The following is a 17835-nucleotide window of genomic DNA, read 5'->3' as shown; positions in this document are numbered from 1 at the left end:
ATGGGGGTGTTCTATTTATACTGAGTTAATTTCCAAAATAAACATCCAATTTACCCGTTGGTGGCGTTGTAGCCATCCATACGGCCGCCAGATTATCCGGAGCATACGTGGCTGCAGTAATATAGTCTCCAATCAGTACAGTGGGCATCGGAGAGTTACCATTGGGATTAAAGGATGTGGTTGTAATCCGGCGGTTGGTGAAGCTCGCCCCTCCATCAAATGATTCTGCAACAAAAACATCCAACAGAAAGCCGTCTATTCGATTAGTGTAATAAATAACCCGGATCGTTCCGGCAAAGGGTGATACGGTTATCGACGGAAAAAAATTCTGTGTACCCTGTGGTGCACTGGTTATACTGATCGGATCTGACCACAGGAGGCCATCCGGAGATTCACTTAGTAATACATCTGTATATCCAGCTCGTGCATCATTCCATACGGCATACACAGTTCCACTGTTAGGTCCAACGGAAATATCTGCTCCCAGACTTAAGTTAGTCTGCACTCGAAAGGCGTAATTTGGTACTGGTAAAGGTGAAGGTGCTGGTACAACCGATGAGATGAACGTTGCTTGCCTTTCAATCGGTGGCTGATATGCGATTCCCCCATCGTAGGATATGCGCAATAGTGCAGAAGGACTGGCAGGCCCCGTAATGATGTAACCTGCGTAGACTTCACCAGAGAAACCGACTGCCAGCGCTGCCCGATCATGTATGCCTCGAGGATTCGATTGTCGATCTGGAGGTTCCCATGTGATTCCCTGGTTGGTTGACCTTTGAGTAAATATAGCGGAGGACGTTGTAGCAAGCGGGGTATATCCGACGTATGCGTTCCCTCTATACGGACTGCCTGGGGAACGATCTACGGCAATAAAAGGCTCATCATTATGAACAATGGTACCAAACCCCGCTTGTACGATAACCGGTGGCTGCCAAGTTGCTCCATCATCGAATGAGGTATAACTTGCTATCGTCCCGTCATTGATCCCGTTAAACAAGTGAACGGTAACGATGAAGGTATTCGGAAACGTATAGTCTATCGTAGGTGCCTCTGCTCCTGCATACCCGGCAGGTTGAGGAAGTAGTGTTGTGGACCAGGTATTTCCTCCATTAATGGAACGATAGAAACCAGTCAATGTTGGTCCGCTACTGGTATCCACGGCAACAACACACATGATATTCGGGTTAAGCGTATTAACTGCAATTGAAGGTTCAAATTGACTGCCTGCTAATGCTCCAGTAATATTCACAACTACCATCTGTTCACCTCTTCTCCTTTAAGGGATATTAGTGAATCGGTCAATTAATGTCATCTCGGACTGAAGCACACGCTGGATGATCTGGCCTGTAGAGTCAACACCGTAAACATGGATTACGGTGCTTGTAGCACTGAAATAATCACTTTGCACCTCGTAAAAGGCAGCATTAATCAAAGGATAAATCAAGGTTCTTGTTGCCTGAGGCAATAATTCAAATAAATCATGACCTATGGGAACCCTCGCCAATTGTGTAGTATCCCACCTGAACACCTCCAGCTCAACATTGACAGAAGCATTAAGTGAATCATTAATACACGTCACGATGAGCTGAGTGGATTGAGTTACACCCGTTGTTGGATTGTAGATAAGGCCGGTAGAGTTTGGCAAAAAGCACACTCCTTCCGCATTGTATAAAAGATTATATTACGATCCTTGCTTCCAGTATGACTAAAATACGACTCTTATATTGGAACGATATGAAAAATTTGTTATGCTACATATGCTAGATTACTAGATTCTGTTCAAAACATGTTCTACCACTTATGTAGAAGTTGGAGGAAACAAACGATGCTTATTAAACAGGCAGGAAAGATCGCTGCGGTTACTGTTATTGCTCTCTCTATCCTTGGAACCACGCCCAAGATCAGTGGAGCCTACGCTGCCCCAGCCATCTCAGTACAATTGGATGATGTTCCCCTGAAGTTTGATGCGGCCCCACGAATTGATAAAGGTGTCACTTATGTCCCGTTTCGGACGGTTGGGCAAGCCCTTGGTATCGATATTACCTGGAACAGCAAATCCCAAACTGTAAAAGCGACGAATACTGTGAAAGGTCAGACAACCGAGGTACTTTTACAAGTTGGCAGCACCACGGCAACCGTAAATGGGAAGAAAGTCACTCTCTCAGCAGCACCTGTTCAGCGGGAGGGACGCGTACTCATTCCACTCAGTTCTTTTAGCAATCAGTTCGGTGTAAGTGCAAGCTGGAATCAGGCAACCAAGACGGTCTCCCTCGTCTCCCCACAACGTGAGATGCACCTGAGAGCCTTCTATGCATTGCAATCCTTTCAAGAAAAGGATCTCATCGCTTCCATGAATTCCGTAGCCTTTGGCTGGAGTCGCATTGATCGTGAGGGTCAGTTTACCCTTCAGGGAGATGAGTATCGTCTTCCCGCTGCTGCAGGTGATATTACGCCGCAATCCATTGTTGCTGACGCAGCGGATCAGCAGATCCAGCCACAGCTCATGGTGTATGCCTTGGATGGAAACGGAGAACTGACCAAAGTATTGAGTAACGCTGATCTGCGGCAGAAATCAATTGAAGGCATAACTGCTGCTGTCACAGAGCATGGTTTTGGTGGTGTTGTTCTGGATTTTGAAGGACTCGGTTTTAAACTGGATGCGGTAGAGCAACAGAAGTTGCTCAATGGATATGTGAAGCAATTAAGGAGTTCCTTGCCTCAAGACACAGCTTTATCTCTGGCCGTTCCCCCACTGAATAGTGCTTACAAAGGATATGATTACAAGACACTTGCCTCTGTTGCAGATGATCTAATTATTATGGCCTATCAGTATAATCCGGTTGGTACCAAATCTCAGGTACCTGAGCCGAATAGTCTTGTAGATCAGGCGATTCAATTAGCCTTAGAGGCCGGTGTCCCAAAGAGCAAACTTCTGCTCGGTATTAGTCTAAGCAGTGAAACGCCCTCCTCTGTAGATGATAAGCTCGGTCTTGCCAAACGTTATGACCTCAAAGGAGCCGCGTTCTGGCGTCTGGGTCTGTTCCGTTCCTACAATACAAAGATGGAAGATGCCGTTAACGCTTCTGTAATCAAAGAATAGACATCACTGAGTGAATGCAGTTCAGTTTAAACAAACGAAGGACCACGTCTCTGGTACGCAGAGACGTGGTCCTTCTTATCCCATCATCTTACTTCATCAATTGATCCACACTTCCAAATACAAGCTTCACGATCTGGGTAGGGCCAGGCAAACGTGGCTGAAAGAGAAGAATGATCCCTATTACTGCCGCGATAACCGTAATTCCCGCGCTCACTATTCTGGCTCGTTTCTCTTTGCTACTCTTCCACTCCCAGTACATTAACGCAGCCGCCAGCATCAAAATTCCAAGGATTGAGCCTAGTTTCATGCAATCACCTCATATCTCAGGCTGTAACAGGAGCAGTTTCTGTTCAATTTTCGTCCTCATCAGGTATCCCCTGCGGTCCTGTTGATTTTCCGGTACGTACGACATGGGCTTCCACTTTGACTTCCACGTCCAATTCAGGATAGATGGTTTCCCAGTTCTTCTCCTGCTTCTTCCATTGATGCGGATAGTATCTGCGGAATTCAACGGCAAATTTGAAGAAATCGGTGCGCAGCTCCTTCTGGGACAAGACTAAAGCATCATGAGCCAGAGTTTTAAGTTTAGCTGACCATTCCTGTTCCAATTTAGTTAACACAGCGGGATCAGTCAGATCGGCATCGGTCGTATTTAACACCACTTCTCCCCTGGTCTGGATGTCAACCCTCATACTCCATTGTTGGTTTACAATCCGAGGTTTCAAGACAGTTTGAATTTCAATGGGTTGGACCGAGAAAGAACCTTTTAACGGCTTAAATTCAACAGGCATGATAATGTTGTTCAGTTCTTTTGCAAGTAATAATACACCTACGCTCATTGGTTCTTTGACCGTTTTGACGTAACGATCCTCCTTATACAAGCTCAAACCTTTTATATATGGTGTGGTGGTCAGTTTATCCTGATCGGACTCCGGGGGTAAGATTAACATGCGAGACAAGATGACGGAGCTACTCGGACCTTCAATCGATTTAGCCAGTTCAAGGGCAGTGATACGTGTACCCAGCTTCAGATTGGCCATCTCACGCAGCGACTCAGCAGAGCTTCGCTCCAGTGGATCAAGTAACGCAAGGATATCTTTCGCCGCTTTTTCGCTGGAAAAGACATATGCATGCTCCCTGAACTGAGGGTAACGCAAGAAAAAATCGATGTACTCTCGAATACCACGTTTGCCGGCTTGCTCACTAATAATAATGACTTCGCAGTGGCCCCAGAACATATTCCTGGGAACTTTACGCTGTAACCGATTCAATGCCTCGGCAATTGTACGTCCTTCCGCCGTTCGAATCATCGTAACCCCGCTTGGACTGCCCCCACTCCCACTGCTATCTCCCCCACCTGCTTTGCGAGGAATAAATATCTGCGAAGTCAGTTGTACGTTGCCGTCTTCGTAATCTATACCAGTAGCCAGCACAATAGCCAAATCGTTAATTTCGATACGATCCCAGCATCCACTCAAGAGCAAACAGCACAAGATTGGCATTAGCAGTACTCGATATATTCGCAAGTGCTCCTCCCCCCATCAATCAGGTGTTCGCTTGATTCTTTCGAAAATGTGCCCACCCTTTCTTCAGCCATGCGACACCGTAGATCATAGCCGGAAGAACTAATAAAATGCTGATCGTATACAAGTTGGCTGAAGCGCTAACCAGACTGGAAATACCCGATCCGCCGGACACAACCCAATAAGCAAATACCATGCACAGGAACGAAAGCGGAGCAACAACGGGTTTGTAGTCCCTCAGACCGAACCATTCCGCTGTTGATGTCGAAAAGATATATAGAAAAACGGAAATTTTAACGAAGATACCAAATATCCAGACTGCAATAATAAGAGACTCGATATGTTGGAGGAAGTCCGCAATGGTTATGTATCTTGCTGCGATCATGACCGGAAATACGAATGTATCCGTCAAATCACCTATTAAAAACAGGCAAAACACGTTGGTAACCGTCATTGCGGTTGTCGTAAATACAAGGGAACCCAGCATGACCCGGGTTGTTCGTTTTTTTTCGTTCACATAAGGCAGCAGAAAAGCCAGCACGATATATTCACTAAACCATGCAGCAGGTGCAGCGGCCCCGGTAATAATGGGAATCGGTCCTTTCTCCATGAAAGGAAACAGCTCGGCAGGATTCAGTTCACCAATTAACAGGATAAAGATTAGACTAAGTAACACGATCACAAGGGTGACAAAAACCTGTGAGGTTCGACCAACAACTTCAATCCCGAGTCTGACATTAATCGCACATACAATAACCATGGTACCCATCACGATGAATAAAGGTGTGCGTGGAAGTGCATTATTGACAATGAACTCACCATATTCCCGAATAACCAAACCTGTCAGATGGGGCAGGAAAGCGATATATACCAGACCCAGTAACTTGCCCGGAATCCGTCCTGCAATCAGCACACTGGATTGTATGAGGGTTTTTCCGGGATACATACGATTCAGACCAAAGGAGATACCAATGGCAGCCAACCCAACGATAGAACCTATTATTGGAGTCATCCACATGTCATGCCCTGCAAAGTGCATTGTAATTCCAGGCACGGACAATATGGCGGTCGCTAGAATGGCAGGAAAGATCATGAATGCCAATTGCGTCTCCGATATTTTTCCTTTGTCAGTCAACATGTGTAATCCCGCTCCCTTGATTGCTTGAGTATGGATTGTTCTAGTCCGGTTTGTTTCTTGGTGCCGGTCGCCACCATACATCCTTGAGTTCTTTGCTCATCGTTGGGGCCACAGGTGACAGATAAGGTGTTCCGAATGAACGAAGACTGCTCAGATGAATAACAACCAGAATGACTCCCAACATGACACCTGTAAGTCCCAGCGTACCCGCCAGAAACATCATGGGAAAACGCAGTAATCGGGTCGCAATGCTGGCAGCGTAGCGAGGGATCATGAATGAAGCGATACCGGTAATCGCGACAATGATAATCATGGGGGCTGACACAATTCCGGCACTCGTCGCCGCTTGCCCGATAATTAATGCGCCCACGATACTGACCGCTGATCCGACCTGCTTTGGCAATCGGACGCCAGCTTCACGCAGTGCTTCAAAGGCAATTTCCATAATGAGTGCTTCCACCAGTGCAGGAAAAGGGATCTCTTCTCTCGCCCGCGCAATACTGAGAAGCAATACGGTAGGAATCATCTCCTGATGAAATGTCGTAATCGCTACATAAGCCGATGGAAGCAGCATGGATAAAACAAAAAAAATGTATCGCAGCCAGCGTACAAATACACTCATGAATACATTTTGATAATAATCTTCGGGGGATTGTAACATGGAAAAAATGGTCACTGGCGCGATCAGGGTGAATGGCGTTCCGTCAACGAGTATAGCAAAGCGGCCTTCCAGCAAGTTGGAAGCAACGACATCCGGACGTTCCGTTGCAATCATCTGGGGAAATGGTGAGTATCGCTGATCGACAATGCCTTCTTCAATGTACTGACTCTCCAATACGTCCCGAAGCTTTAAATCGGCTAGTCGTGTCTTCACTTCCTTTACCAGTTTGGGGTCAATAATCCCCTCCATGTATACAAGTGAAATACTGGTATTCGTCCGGTCTCCCATGTTACGTGTATGAAGCTTCAATGCAGGTGTCTTGAGTCGTTTGCGCAGAAGAGACATATTCATGGTCAACGATTCTGTGAATCCATCTCTTGCACCGCGCACGGTCGATTCAGCTAACGGTTCTTCGGTTGAACGATTTGCAGCTTGGTATAGAGGGTAGGTAGTTCCAATTATTGAGCCTTCCAGCAGTAGCAGCGCTTCCCCCTCCAATATCGCCTGCACCGCCTGAGTGGTTGTTTCAACACTCTTCACAGAAGCCAGGGGAACCTGCGCAGCTTCAATCCCAACTTCCTGAAGGGGCGTTAGTACCTGCCTTTCCAGCCGTTCTGTATCGCATAAACCAACACAATATACGCATAGCGCTGAAGTATGACATGCGGTTTGGAATGTATGAAACATCACATCCGAGCAACCTGCAAAAACGGAGTTTAGCATTGCTTGATCAATAGCAAGAGTTCCGGTTAACGGCAGGTTCTGTTGTGTTATCGGTGATGTGTCCATACCGCCCTCTCCTTCCTGTGCATGATCGTCCAGATATTCTCAGTTAAAGGTATCCTTTACTTATAAGTTGGGATATATACGCAAAATATTAAATAGCAAAAGAGCCGCCCTCTTGAGCGACCCTGAAGATATAATCAGAAATTCAGGCTCTTCCAATCCTTCCTGATATTCCGGTATACAAGGGCTGCCTATCCTTTGACCGCCCCCAAAGCAACACTCCCAATAATCTGTTTGGAAAATACGGAGAAAACAATAATTATAGGCAGAATTGAGATCGCAACACCCAAATACAAGAGTCCATAATCCATCCCATAGTAACCTTGCACGAGCGCAACCAACACCGGAAGCGGATATTTGTCCAGGGAGAAAAACAGAACAAGCGGTGTTAGAAAATTATTCCACGAACCAATAAACGTAAATATGCCAAGAGCGGAGATTGCCGGTCCCAGAATAGGCAGTACAATCTGATTGAACGTCCGGAACTCACCAGCACTGTCCACCCGTGCAGACTCAATAATCTCATCCGGGATGCTGCTCTCCATGAACTGCTTGATAAAGAATACATTAAATGCATTAGCTGCAGCAGGCAAAATAATAGCGGCATAACTATCCAGAAGCCCCAAAGTACTAAAAAGGCGATATACCCCAATCAGGGCCAGTTGACCCGGTACCATCATCGTCGCTAACAGAAACAGAAACAACCCGTTACGACCTTTGAATTTGAATTTGGCAAAACCGTATGCGGTCAAAGCACCAATATACAGGGATAGCACGGTCGATGATCCAGCAATGAAAATACTGTTGGCAAACCCACGCCAAATGTTGATTTTGGACACCATGTTCATATAATTATCAACTAAAAACGATCCGGGAAGAAAGGTGAACGTTGAAGCAATCGTTGCATTGTTATGTGTTGAATAGATAAGCATCAGATAGAATGGAATGATGCACAGCACGGCAAGTCCAATCAATAACAGATAGATGATGATCTTGCCTGCTGTCAGCCTCCTTGTGGTGGCATATTGCTGAATCGCCGCATTTGGTTGTTCAACTGATTTTGCAGTTTGCATGAGAACTCCCCCTCCCTATGATCGGCTCTTCCGCTTGGTCATGATGAAGGATGCAACGGACAACAATATGATGATAATAAACAGACAAAATGCAATTGCAGCGCCATAACCAAAACGTGTGCTCTGAAATGCCACATTATAGAGATACATAATACTTGTCATCGCTGCCCGGTCAGGACCACCATTGCCATTGGTTAATGTAAATGGCTGATCAAAAATCTGGATGCCCCCAATTATGGATGTAATCATCTGAAACAGAATGATCGGACGGAGCATCGGTACGATAATATGGATGAAAATATGTTTCTTTTTTGCGCCATCCATCTGGGCAGCTTCCAGTAATGACGGATCTATCCCCTGAAGACCTGCAAGGTAGATGACCATGGAATACCCGAAGTATTGGAAAAACAAAATGGATGATACAATCAGCCGCATAAACCAGGGGTCATTTTTCCAGTTAATTGGATCTTGTATGATTCCAGTTTGCATCAAAAAATGATTCAGTCCCCCGGATTGCCAGTCAAAGATCAGGCTGACAAGCAACCCGAGTGATGCAGCCGTTACGATATTCGGAAAAAAGTATACGGCTCTGAAAAAATCCCGTCCTTTGAGCAGCTTATCATTCAAAATAAAGGCCAGCACAAGGGAGATCGTCAGCTGCGGAACCACGGAGACCCCCCAGATGAATAACGTATTAAACAAGGTTTTGTAGAACAACGGATCTTGCAGTACGGCCACGTAGTTACCGATCCCTACAAAGTCAGGAGTCGTGATGCCGTCAAAGTTGGTGAAGCTGATATAGAGCGAATATAAAATGGGATAAAGTCCAAATATGGTGAAAATAATAAAGAACGGAGCAATGAAGTAGTAGCCGTAATGGTCCTTGCGAATCGTTTTGGCAAACATGTTCTATCCCCCCAGTTATCATCGAATGTATATAACCATTCGCTTATTTCTAAGCTAATCCACTTCCAGCTCCGGAAATCTCAAGGTGACATCACGTTTGATTCGCTTTACGACTTCTTCCTTGGTCTGTATGTCCTTATTGAGATACAACTGAAGTACATTTTTGTAGATATCATTGTTAATCGTGGCATCATATTTGGTGCGTTCGTATACAGGAACCCGCTTGGCAGCCTCTGAGAAAAACTCAAAATGCTTCTGTCCTCCCAAATAAGAGGATGAGAGCGATGGAGTAAGTTCATCATTCACAACCATGTTGCTGGTGAAATAATCCTGCTCTTTCGCGAGCTCTGACAGAAAGTCGTGGTTAAAGTTATAGAACTCAATGAACTTCCAGGCGAGATCTTTTTTGTCACTTTTACTATACATCCCGATGTACGTTCCGCCCGCACTAAACGCTGACGGTCCCTGAGCCAGGCCCCACATGCCTTCGGTATCCGGGGCATTGGCTTTGAACGTATATTGCAAAGCCCAAGTTGCCCCGGGATAGAACAAGACCTCTCCTTTTTGCATCGACGCAGCGTAACCGGCACTTCCATCTTCATACTCGGCAAGGACCTTCCGCTCACGTGCTTCACGTACAAGATCGAGAACTTCCAGGTAAGTTGGATCGATGACGAGTTTGCCGTCCTTCACCCAGGGTATACCATCATATGAATTCGATATAGCATTCCAATTCGCCAATGCATGTACTTTATTCCCGCTACTTTGCTGCACCTTCTCTCCAATTTCGAAGATCTTCTCCCATGTATCGATCTGAGAACCCACCTTCTCCGGATCATCGGTCCCCAGATATGTCTTCGCCAAATCCCGACGATAATAGATGCCACCCGGTGTTCCCTGGTAACCTATCGCTCTGACATTTCCTTCACTGTCCTTTTCATTGGCCTGCACAAAAGCATATTGTTCCTGGATAAGTTCATTGGCGTTATACGGAGAAGCTGATAGATTTTCCAGATAGGGAACGTCAATCAGTTCTCGAATATTTGCATTTTCAATCATAAATACATCTGGAGCCTTTGAGGTTGTCTGTAGCGCAGATTTCAGCTTGGTGATATAGAAATTACCGGGGATGTTGACGAAGTTCACTTTGATGTCCGGATATTTCTGTTCGAATTTCTCGATGGCATACTTTGCTTCATCGGTAAAACTCCACACAGTAATCTCCTGTTGCTTGGTTTGATTCGATGGACTGAACTGGCAACCAGCTAACAACAGCGCTGCACACACCAGTACAATAGTTGGCTTAAACCACTTCTTCATAGGCCCCCTCCTTCAAAAAGGAAACGCTTACAATTTATTAGAGTATATTGATTTTGGAGAGGGCTTTCTCCACAAATATTGTGCATTACCCTTCATATTTTGTGATATTCGTACGGTGCTTCTTACGAAATTCGGAGGGCGTGCAGTCATTATATTTCTTGAAAAGACGATTATAGGAGTTCACATTGTTGAATCCGTGCCCGATAGCAATATCCAAAATGGAATCTTGACGGAACAATAATGCCCATTCTGATTTGATAATACGAAAATGATTCAAGTATTCCATCAGTGTCACGCCCTTGATCTCTTTGAATAATTTGCAGACATGAAACTTGCTGAATTTAATATGTTCCGCCACCTGCTCCAGCTTAATCGGTTCAGCATAGTGCTCCTCCAGGTATTCACAGACCGATTCAAGAAATTCGAATTTTTTGGAAGAAGTACAGGGCCACCCCAAGGGTGTTAATTGATCCGTCACTGGGGGCTTTGTACGCAACAAAAGAACCATGAGATCATACAAACGGGAGACCATTAACCATCGATATCCGGGCTTTCGATTTTTTTTCTCGGTAATGATGGCATCGATATACTGAACCAGATTGTTGCGACTTCCCGCATTCGATGGAATAACCGTTGTTTTGTTGAAAAGTTCCCCAAGATCCTGTATCTCGGCTTCAGTCGTGAAGCTTCCTGTTAACAATTCGAGGCGGAACAGGATAATCGTTAAGTGTTCGGTCCCCGGCAAAAAGCAGTGTACATCCCCTGGTTTGATGAGCAGTACATCCCCTTGTTCCAGTTCACGGACTTGGTCATTCACGCCAATTCGTGCGCTCTTTCCATTCACAACAACCAATTCAACTTCATCATGCCAGTGTGCAGCATAGTTGAACTGACCCCCTGTATGAATCACCCGAATGGGAAAACCTTCTTCCATATGGCCTGTCTCCAGAAACGTGGGTACGCCCATCTAATCACCCTCCATTTATTTCCTATGCAAGAATCTCTCGTCTTTATTATTATGCATAGATCGCCACACTCCTTTCTTTTTAAACATTTAAAATTCCATCGAACGAAAAAAAACTCCTCAACTCAGGTTGAGGAGCCGAACTGAATCACGTTCCACGCATTGAATGTCCAGTGTATATAACGTCTCTACGATCTCTCCGTTCAGCAGTTGGAAGAGAACATGACCTGCAAGCTGGCCCGCATCCCTCTTGGGCTGACGAAATGTGGTTAGAGGAGGATTCATATACTGCGATGCAGGTATATTGTCAAAGCCAATTACGGATAACTGCTCCGGAATTGAAATACCATGCTCCCTGAAGGCTTCCAAACCGCCGATCGCCATTTCATCATTGGCAAAGAATACAGCGGATGGCAACTCTCCTTCCAGCAGTTTTTGGGCTGCATTGTAACCATCTTGCTTCATGTATTGTCCACCAATTTTCCACTCGGGGTTCTCTTCAATGCCTGCCTCCTTCAACGCTTTCAGATAACCTTGATAACGTTGAAGATTACATTCCGATTCTGACGGACCACTAATATAAGCTATTGTCCGATGCCCTTTATCAACCAGATACCGGGTAGCCAGGTACCCGCCTTGCGTATCACTCATCAAAACCTTTACAATATGTTGAGCATCCAGATCCCGATCCATAACGACAATCGGAAATCCTGCTTCAGATGCTTCAACAAGCAACTGATCTTCAATATTTTGAGCGATGACAATAGCTCCGTCAATTCTTCGTTCACGAATGTAGCGATGGGCTGTCGATTTCTCTCCACCCAGCGAACTACATACAATCATATCGTATCCGTGACTCATGACGACGTTCTCTATTCCGTTCACCAAATCCGAGAAATACGGACTGGACATGTCATGAACAATTACACCAATCGTTTGTGTACTCTGCCGCTTCATTTCAGATGCAGGTCCATTCTTCACGTAATTGAGCTGGCTTGCTGCCTCAAGTACTCGCAGTCTAGTCGGCTCACTTACATTACCTTTATCGTTGAGTACGCAAGATACGGTCGAACTGGCTACACCCGCCATCTTGGCAACATCTTTAATCGTTATCATGATATATACTCCTCAAAGACAGTTTCATCTATTTAGTCCACCTATGGCAAGAACACAGCAATACACAGCGGACTCTTCACTAGCATTTTATCACGTCAGTCCGGTCATGTCTCTTTCCAAGACGTCGACTGCACAAACATATTAAAGAAACCGAGGTGCCTTCATGAGATTCAGTGAATATGTAATAGGTCAGCGCTATGAAACCACATCCTTGGCATTATCCAAGAGCGATATTATTGAATTTGCCACAATCTATGATCCACAGTACATGCATTTGGATGAGGAAAAGGCCAAGAAAGGACGCTTCGGCAGTTTAATTGCTTCTGGTATGCAAACAATGAACATCTCCTTCAAGTTATGGATCGAGGTCGGAATCTATGGAGAGCATGTTGTGGCGGGAACCGGAATGAACAACATTCAATTCCTGAAGCCGGTCTTTCCGGATGATGAACTTCATGTCATTGCAGAAGTCATCGGGCTTACTCCGCGACGAAAAGGTAATGGAATCGTTACCGTGCTGCTGAGTACTTTTAATCAGAAGAATCAAAAGGTTTTTCAGGCAGAATTAAGTGCTTTAATTGATAACTAGGCTGTGAAATAGCTTCGAAAAACACAAAAAGAAGCCGCCCATTGGCGACTTCTCATGGATGTATTGCGTCTTTTGGAAGGTTACGCGTTATAGCCTTTCAATACCTGTCCCAAAATCTCTACACCCTTGACAATCTGTTCGTCTGACGGGGTTGAGAAATTAAGTCTGATGGCATTACAAGGGTCTTGTTCGTTCACCAGGAATGCATTTCCCGGTACAACCGCAACCCCTTGAGTTGCCGCAGTCTTGGCGTACTCAAGCATTGGCACATGTGCTGGCAGGTCACACCAGAGGAACAGTCCACCATCCGGTTTAGTATAGGTAATAGACTTACCCATCTGCTCTTGCAGCTTATCCATCATCAATGTTGCTTTTCTGCGATATACCTCACGAATATTGTTAATGTGCCCCGCGTAGTCATACTCTGTCATGAACTTGTATGCCAGAATCTGTGGAAGCATGGCTGTATGTACGTCTTCTCCCTGTTTGGCAACAACCATCTTCTCCACCACTTCATGTGGCGCTTGTACAAAACCGACGCGTAGTCCCGCCGACAGAATTTTGGAAAATGATCCAACATAGATGACCAGACCTTCATCATCCATAGACTTGATCGTTGGTACATCATCTCCATTGAATCGAAGTTCTCCGTACGGGTTGTCTTCCAGAATCATAACGCCATACTTCTTGGCCAGCTCGTATATGGCCTGACGTTTCGCAAGACTCGTCGTTACACCGGTAGGATTCTGGAAACTCGGAATCACATAGATCAGTTTCACATTGGGCTCCGTTTGCAGTGCCTGTTCCAGCTTCTCGATATCCATGCCGTCCATCTCCATCGGAATACCCGCTAGCTTCGCACCGGATGCCCGGAAGGAGTTCAGGGAACCGATAAAGCTCGGACTCTCACAGATAATCGTGTCCCCTTCATTACAGAACACTTTACAGGCCAGTTCAATGCCCTGCTGTGCGCCAGATACGATAAACAATTGATCGGAAGCCTTACCCGTATCAAAACCTGTCTTCAAATGTTGAGTCAATGCTTCCCTGAGGGGAACATAACCTTCCGTAATTCCATATTGCAGAGCCGTGACCGGGTCATGCTCCAGAATGGATTGAGTGAACGTGCGAATCGCCTCAATAGGAAAGGTTTCCGGTGCGGGATTACCCGCAGAGAATGGAATCACATTTTGCCCGGAAGAAGCCTTCAGGATCTCTCGAATAATGGATGGTTGCAGTGCTGCGATACGATTGGAAAATGAATAGTTCATCTTAAATAGTGCCTCCCGACATTTCATCTGACTTAGTTCTCTATCGTTACATTAGATTCTATTATACGAGCATTTCACGAATTTCCAAACTGTCTCCACAAAATTAATGTTTATACACCAAAAAAGAGGCCGCCGTCAGCAACCCCTTTCACATAAGAATTGAGCAAGTTTCAATGGATTAGCGCGCTGCGTTCATCTCGGATAACCGTGTGGCCTTCACGACATAAGCAGCTAAACCGGGGATCATCCGAGCCAGACCAGGATAGAATTTATTGGTTTTGGCAAAAGCCAGCTTCTGAATTCTTCTTGCGCGTCTAAGCAATTGGGTGAACTCCCGGCTTGCTTCCAGCGTGTAATTACTCTGCCAATCGGCATGTTCAATATCGCCTTGCAGATACTTGTCAGTCCACCTTGCACACAGAAGTGAGGAACGAAGGGCAATGGACATTCCGTCTCCACATAAGGGAGGTATCATCAGCATGGCATCTCCTATGTGCGGATATTGAGACCACGGTTCAGGAACGTTGGACAGATGCAGCGGCGCAATCGACACTTGCGTTCCATCTACAGGCTTTCCTCCGGCTAAACGGGCTGCCAAACTCACGTTCGTCAGGGATGCCGCCTGTAAAATATCGTTTACCGACTTGCCGCTTCCCTGGACGGTATCCAGTGTTAACAAAGCGGCTACATTCACAATGCCATCCTCAATCGGGGAAATCCCCACATAACCACCCTCGCAAAAATATAACTCTACCCGTGCGGGAATTTTGATACCGCTGAAGTGGGATTTAACCCCAACATATATGGTTTGGTCACGCAGATCAGGTGCGGAAGACATCCCCCGCGGCTTCCTGGTTCCATGTGCTCCGATAACGGCTTTGGCCCTGTAGCTGATCCGCTCATCTCCCTGCCTCACCTGAACCTCATAACTGGCATCCTCAAGCTGCTCAATACTCGTTATGGCCGCTTTGGTCACAATCTGAGCTCCTGCAGCCAGTGCCTTCTGATGCAAAATCTGGTCCAGCTCATACCGACTTATGCCATATGCGAATCCCGGCAGCGGTGCTTCAATCACTCCGCCTTCTGGCATAACAATTCTGGCGTGATCCATGGTGCTGGGTTTCTTCATTTGCTCCAGAAGGTGAATGTCCAGAACTTCCAGCATCTCCTTGGTTTCAGGTGACATGAACTCACCGCAGGTTTTGTGCCGAGGGAACTCTTGACGATCCAGCAAAAGGGTTCGATGACCTTTTCCTGCCAGTTGAATTGCACAGCTACTACCTGCAATTCCGGCTCCGATGACAATCACATCTATCGATTTCGACACGTAAGCTCACCTGCCTTTCGCGGGAATAACAACAGAGTAACGGAATAAAGGTTTCCACTCATAAGTCATCGTATCGTGATTTAGCCGTTGTTTCAGTTCTTTCCAATCCCTGCCTGTAAAGCCTTTGGCTACAGATAGAGGCCCATCATGACGAATATACCGGTTGCGCGAGATCATTCGTGTTGTAATCCAGACCGCTTTATAGGATACGGGATGACGGTGAATATCATTAATGACAACACCATGCCTGGATGCTCGCAGCATATGAGAAACCATATCAACCAGCTGATCTCCGTCAAAATGATGCACAAACTGGGAACCGGTTACGATATCGGCTGAAGCATCCGGCAATTGTGTAAGATCGGCGCGTTGTACCCGGACCCGGGGTTCATCACGGAATAGTTGTCTCGCTTCCTCACAAGCCTCTTCTGTCAGATCAACCAATGTAATCTCCAACTGAATGCCCTGACGATCCGCCCAATACAGCAGTTTCTGGTTCACATCCCCTGAACCTGCCCCCACATCCAGAAGAGACAGTTTATCCGGCCTCCCGACAGAGTTCCATAACTTCTCTACACCAGCCAGTGTTGGGCCGGGTGCTGCGAATATTTTGTTAAGACGTCTAAGATGTCTGAGTGCTTCACGCAGCTCCTCACCTCCCAAAGAGAAGTCATCCATCAGTTCATCTTCCTTGGCCCGTATGGACAATGTTCTAAAGAAGGACATGATCGTGCTCCTCTACTACGGAAGATAATGAGGGCACATAGGTGAATTTCATCAATTCCGCAGTAAGTCCGGGTCCAAATGCCATGGCTACACCATCTGTGGAAGATTGATTCCGTATCTTCATGTCCTCACGCATCGCCTTCAGTACAAACAAAATGGTATTGGAAGATAAGTTACCAAACATTCTGAGGATATCCCTGCTGTATTTCGTTTGCTCGTCTCGCAGCTTCATTACATTCTGCACAGAGTCCACGATCCCGCGTCCTCCCGGATGAATAGCCCACAGCTCAGGAAGCTGTTCACTTTGCAATAAGAGACGCAGTTCCTCTTCCAGATGAACACCGAGCAGCTTCGGAATACGAGGGGATAGATACAGGTCATATCCCAAGTTCCCAACTTCCCAGGTCATATCTTCAGTTGAATCCGGAAGAAGCACCGAATACCCCGTTCCCAGACTCAGAACATTCTTGTGTTGAGGTTCTGGTGTGCCCACTATACAAGAAGAAGCTGCGTCTCCGAAGAATGAAGCTGCAAACAGCGCTTCCCGATCTTGCACCGGCTGAAAATGAATTGTGCATAACTCCACACAGACCACAAGAACCTGTGATCCAGGAGCACCTTCTACAACATCCCGTGCCATCTGAATGGCCTTCAACCCCGCAGCACATCCTTGAAAGATTAGCGGCAGTCGATTAATACGAGCGGACAGTCCCAAATGACGGATGAGCATAACGTCAAGACCTGGAAGGTATTGCCCCGTGCAGCTGACCGTGATAATATGCGTGATGCTCTTGGGAGACACGCCAGAATCCTCCAGCGCTTTCTCAGCCGCCTCGATTCCAAGCGGAAGCGCCTCTCGCTTGTATGTATTCATTCGTTCTTCGGTTGTCGGGATGTCCGATTGATCACGAGAGGGCAGATAACGGCATTCTTCCAGCGACCCCAGATAGCTCGGTTCCACGGTATATCGTGTTTCAACACCACAGGATTTGAATATCCGCCTGGCAAATCGGGCCAGATCCGGCCGATCGTGAAGAGAAGAAGCAATTAGTTCTGCAATATCTGACTGCGCTACGGTGTGAGCAGGTAGAGCCGTTCCCATGCCAAGAATCGCGATATCGGACGAACTGTTATACTGGTTCATAATAAACCTCCTGTTATTGGTCATTATTTCCGCTAATTAACAACTCTTACCCTTAACGATATCGTTATAATCTTAGGAGCAGTCCTAATCTAGTTTATTAACCTATCCGTTAGCTCAGAAGCTTGGTTTCATCAAACGATTGATGCAACCAGAGATCAACCAAAAAAGCCGCCGATAGGCGACTTCAGGGT

Annotated in this window: 17 protein-coding genes; 2 read left to right on the top strand and 15 right to left on the bottom strand. The window is 46.1% G+C overall.

Annotation, left to right across the window (positions count from 1 at the left end):
* Positions 1-25: 25 nt before the first annotated feature.
* Both ACTHPG_RS09135 and ACTHPG_RS09130 read right to left on the bottom strand, forming a co-directional pair.
* On the bottom strand, positions 26-1258 hold the full coding sequence (locus ACTHPG_RS09135; RefSeq protein WP_440388833.1) for an exo-alpha-sialidase: 1233 nt from the start codon (positions 1256-1258) through the stop codon (positions 26-28).
* An 18-nt stretch (positions 1259-1276) separates the two neighbouring features.
* Positions 1277-1645: a hypothetical protein gene (locus ACTHPG_RS09130; protein ID WP_440388831.1), complete on the bottom strand. Its 369-nt coding sequence runs from the start codon at positions 1643-1645 to the stop codon at positions 1277-1279.
* Between the two features lie 180 nt (positions 1646-1825).
* On the opposite strand from ACTHPG_RS09130, the gene ACTHPG_RS09125 reads away from it, so the two are divergent.
* Positions 1826-3100 (top strand): stalk domain-containing protein, encoded by a 1275-nt coding sequence (locus ACTHPG_RS09125; RefSeq protein WP_440388830.1) that lies wholly within the window; start codon positions 1826-1828, stop codon positions 3098-3100.
* A gap of 88 nt (positions 3101-3188) precedes the next feature.
* Here the strand turns inward: ACTHPG_RS09125 and ACTHPG_RS09120 are convergent, their stop codons facing one another.
* The 9 genes from ACTHPG_RS09120 to ACTHPG_RS09080 all read right to left on the bottom strand — a co-directional run bounded on the left by ACTHPG_RS09120 (position 3189) and on the right by ACTHPG_RS09080 (position 12587).
* Positions 3189-3407, bottom strand: coding sequence for a hypothetical protein (locus tag ACTHPG_RS09120; RefSeq protein ID WP_440388829.1), 219 nt, complete (start codon positions 3405-3407; stop codon positions 3189-3191).
* Positions 3408-3450: 43 nt separating this feature from the next.
* Complete coding sequence (locus ACTHPG_RS09115) at positions 3451-4626, bottom strand: Ger(x)C family spore germination protein (protein WP_440388827.1); 1176 nt, start codon at positions 4624-4626, stop codon at positions 3451-3453.
* A gap of 19 nt (positions 4627-4645) precedes the next feature.
* On the bottom strand, positions 4646-5761 hold the full coding sequence (locus ACTHPG_RS09110; protein WP_440388825.1) for a GerAB/ArcD/ProY family transporter: 1116 nt from the start codon (positions 5759-5761) through the stop codon (positions 4646-4648).
* A gap of 40 nt (positions 5762-5801) precedes the next feature.
* The gene (locus ACTHPG_RS09105; RefSeq protein WP_440388824.1) at positions 5802-7211 is read right to left on the bottom strand and encodes a spore germination protein; all 1410 of its coding nucleotides are present in this window, start codon (positions 7209-7211) and stop codon (positions 5802-5804) included.
* Between the two features lie 188 nt (positions 7212-7399).
* Entirely contained in the window at positions 7400-8281 is an 882-nt protein-coding gene (locus tag ACTHPG_RS09100; protein ID WP_440388822.1) for a carbohydrate ABC transporter permease, read from the bottom strand.
* A 15-nt stretch (positions 8282-8296) separates the two neighbouring features.
* Positions 8297-9187: a carbohydrate ABC transporter permease gene (locus tag ACTHPG_RS09095; RefSeq protein WP_440388820.1), complete on the bottom strand. Its 891-nt coding sequence runs from the start codon at positions 9185-9187 to the stop codon at positions 8297-8299.
* A gap of 54 nt (positions 9188-9241) precedes the next feature.
* The gene (locus ACTHPG_RS09090; protein WP_440388818.1) at positions 9242-10507 is read right to left on the bottom strand and encodes an ABC transporter substrate-binding protein; all 1266 of its coding nucleotides are present in this window, start codon (positions 10505-10507) and stop codon (positions 9242-9244) included.
* A gap of 85 nt (positions 10508-10592) precedes the next feature.
* Positions 10593-11474, bottom strand: a complete 882-nt coding sequence (locus tag ACTHPG_RS09085) for an AraC family transcriptional regulator (RefSeq protein ID WP_440388817.1) — start codon at positions 11472-11474, stop codon at positions 10593-10595.
* 117 nt (positions 11475-11591) lie between these two features.
* Complete coding sequence (locus ACTHPG_RS09080; RefSeq protein ID WP_440388815.1) at positions 11592-12587, bottom strand: LacI family DNA-binding transcriptional regulator; 996 nt, start codon at positions 12585-12587, stop codon at positions 11592-11594.
* Between the two features lie 163 nt (positions 12588-12750).
* Between ACTHPG_RS09080 and ACTHPG_RS09075 the strand changes: the two genes are divergently transcribed.
* Positions 12751-13176, top strand: coding sequence for a MaoC family dehydratase (locus ACTHPG_RS09075; RefSeq protein WP_440388814.1), 426 nt, complete (start codon positions 12751-12753; stop codon positions 13174-13176).
* An 80-nt stretch (positions 13177-13256) separates the two neighbouring features.
* Here ACTHPG_RS09075 and ACTHPG_RS09070 read toward each other — a convergent pair whose 3' ends face one another.
* The 4 genes from ACTHPG_RS09070 to ACTHPG_RS09055 all read right to left on the bottom strand — a co-directional run bounded on the left by ACTHPG_RS09070 (position 13257) and on the right by ACTHPG_RS09055 (position 17644).
* Positions 13257-14447 (bottom strand): PLP-dependent aminotransferase family protein, encoded by a 1191-nt coding sequence (locus ACTHPG_RS09070; RefSeq protein ID WP_440388813.1) that lies wholly within the window; start codon positions 14445-14447, stop codon positions 13257-13259.
* Positions 14448-14625: 178 nt separating this feature from the next.
* Positions 14626-15774, bottom strand: coding sequence for an NAD(P)/FAD-dependent oxidoreductase (locus ACTHPG_RS09065; protein ID WP_440388811.1), 1149 nt, complete (start codon positions 15772-15774; stop codon positions 14626-14628).
* Between the two features lie 6 nt (positions 15775-15780).
* Complete coding sequence (locus ACTHPG_RS09060) at positions 15781-16500, bottom strand: methyltransferase domain-containing protein (protein ID WP_440388809.1); 720 nt, start codon at positions 16498-16500, stop codon at positions 15781-15783.
* A complete protein-coding gene (locus tag ACTHPG_RS09055; RefSeq protein ID WP_440388808.1) occupies positions 16487-17644 on the bottom strand; it encodes a type III polyketide synthase in 1158 nt (385 codons plus the stop codon). The genes ACTHPG_RS09060 and ACTHPG_RS09055 overlap by 14 nt, the downstream gene beginning before the upstream one ends.
* Between the last annotated feature and the right edge of the window lie 191 nt (positions 17645-17835).

Source organism: Paenibacillus sp. SAF-068, from assembly GCF_051967555.1.
In the GTDB taxonomy this organism is placed as follows: domain Bacteria; phylum Bacillota; class Bacilli; order Paenibacillales; family Paenibacillaceae; genus Paenibacillus.
This window is presented reverse-complemented; position numbering and strand designations above follow the sequence as displayed.

Excerpts from the sequence above, each read along its gene's own strand:
- ACTHPG_RS09135 (WP_440388833.1), bottom strand. The coding sequence starts at position 1,258 with ATGGTAGTTGTGAATATTACTGGAGCATTAGCAGGCAGTCAATTTGAA.
- ACTHPG_RS09125 (WP_440388830.1), top strand. The coding sequence starts at position 1,826 with ATGCTTATTAAACAGGCAGGAAAGATCGCTGCGGTTACTGTTATTGCT.
- ACTHPG_RS09120 (WP_440388829.1), bottom strand. The coding sequence starts at position 3,407 with ATGAAACTAGGCTCAATCCTTGGAATTTTGATGCTGGCGGCTGCGTTA.
- ACTHPG_RS09110 (WP_440388825.1), bottom strand. The coding sequence starts at position 5,761 with ATGTTGACTGACAAAGGAAAAATATCGGAGACGCAATTGGCATTCATG.
- ACTHPG_RS09105 (WP_440388824.1), bottom strand. The coding sequence starts at position 7,211 with ATGGACACATCACCGATAACACAACAGAACCTGCCGTTAACCGGAACT.
- ACTHPG_RS09100 (WP_440388822.1), bottom strand. The coding sequence starts at position 8,281 with ATGCAAACTGCAAAATCAGTTGAACAACCAAATGCGGCGATTCAGCAA.
- ACTHPG_RS09095 (WP_440388820.1), bottom strand. The coding sequence starts at position 9,187 with ATGTTTGCCAAAACGATTCGCAAGGACCATTACGGCTACTACTTCATT.
- ACTHPG_RS09090 (WP_440388818.1), bottom strand. The coding sequence starts at position 10,507 with ATGAAGAAGTGGTTTAAGCCAACTATTGTACTGGTGTGTGCAGCGCTG.
- ACTHPG_RS09085 (WP_440388817.1), bottom strand. The coding sequence starts at position 11,474 with ATGGGCGTACCCACGTTTCTGGAGACAGGCCATATGGAAGAAGGTTTT.
- ACTHPG_RS09080 (WP_440388815.1), bottom strand. The coding sequence starts at position 12,587 with ATGATAACGATTAAAGATGTTGCCAAGATGGCGGGTGTAGCCAGTTCG.
- ACTHPG_RS09075 (WP_440388814.1), top strand. The coding sequence starts at position 12,751 with ATGAGATTCAGTGAATATGTAATAGGTCAGCGCTATGAAACCACATCC.
- ACTHPG_RS09070 (WP_440388813.1), bottom strand. The coding sequence starts at position 14,447 with ATGAACTATTCATTTTCCAATCGTATCGCAGCACTGCAACCATCCATT.
- ACTHPG_RS09060 (WP_440388809.1), bottom strand. The coding sequence starts at position 16,500 with ATGTCCTTCTTTAGAACATTGTCCATACGGGCCAAGGAAGATGAACTG.
- ACTHPG_RS09055 (WP_440388808.1), bottom strand. The coding sequence starts at position 17,644 with ATGAACCAGTATAACAGTTCGTCCGATATCGCGATTCTTGGCATGGGA.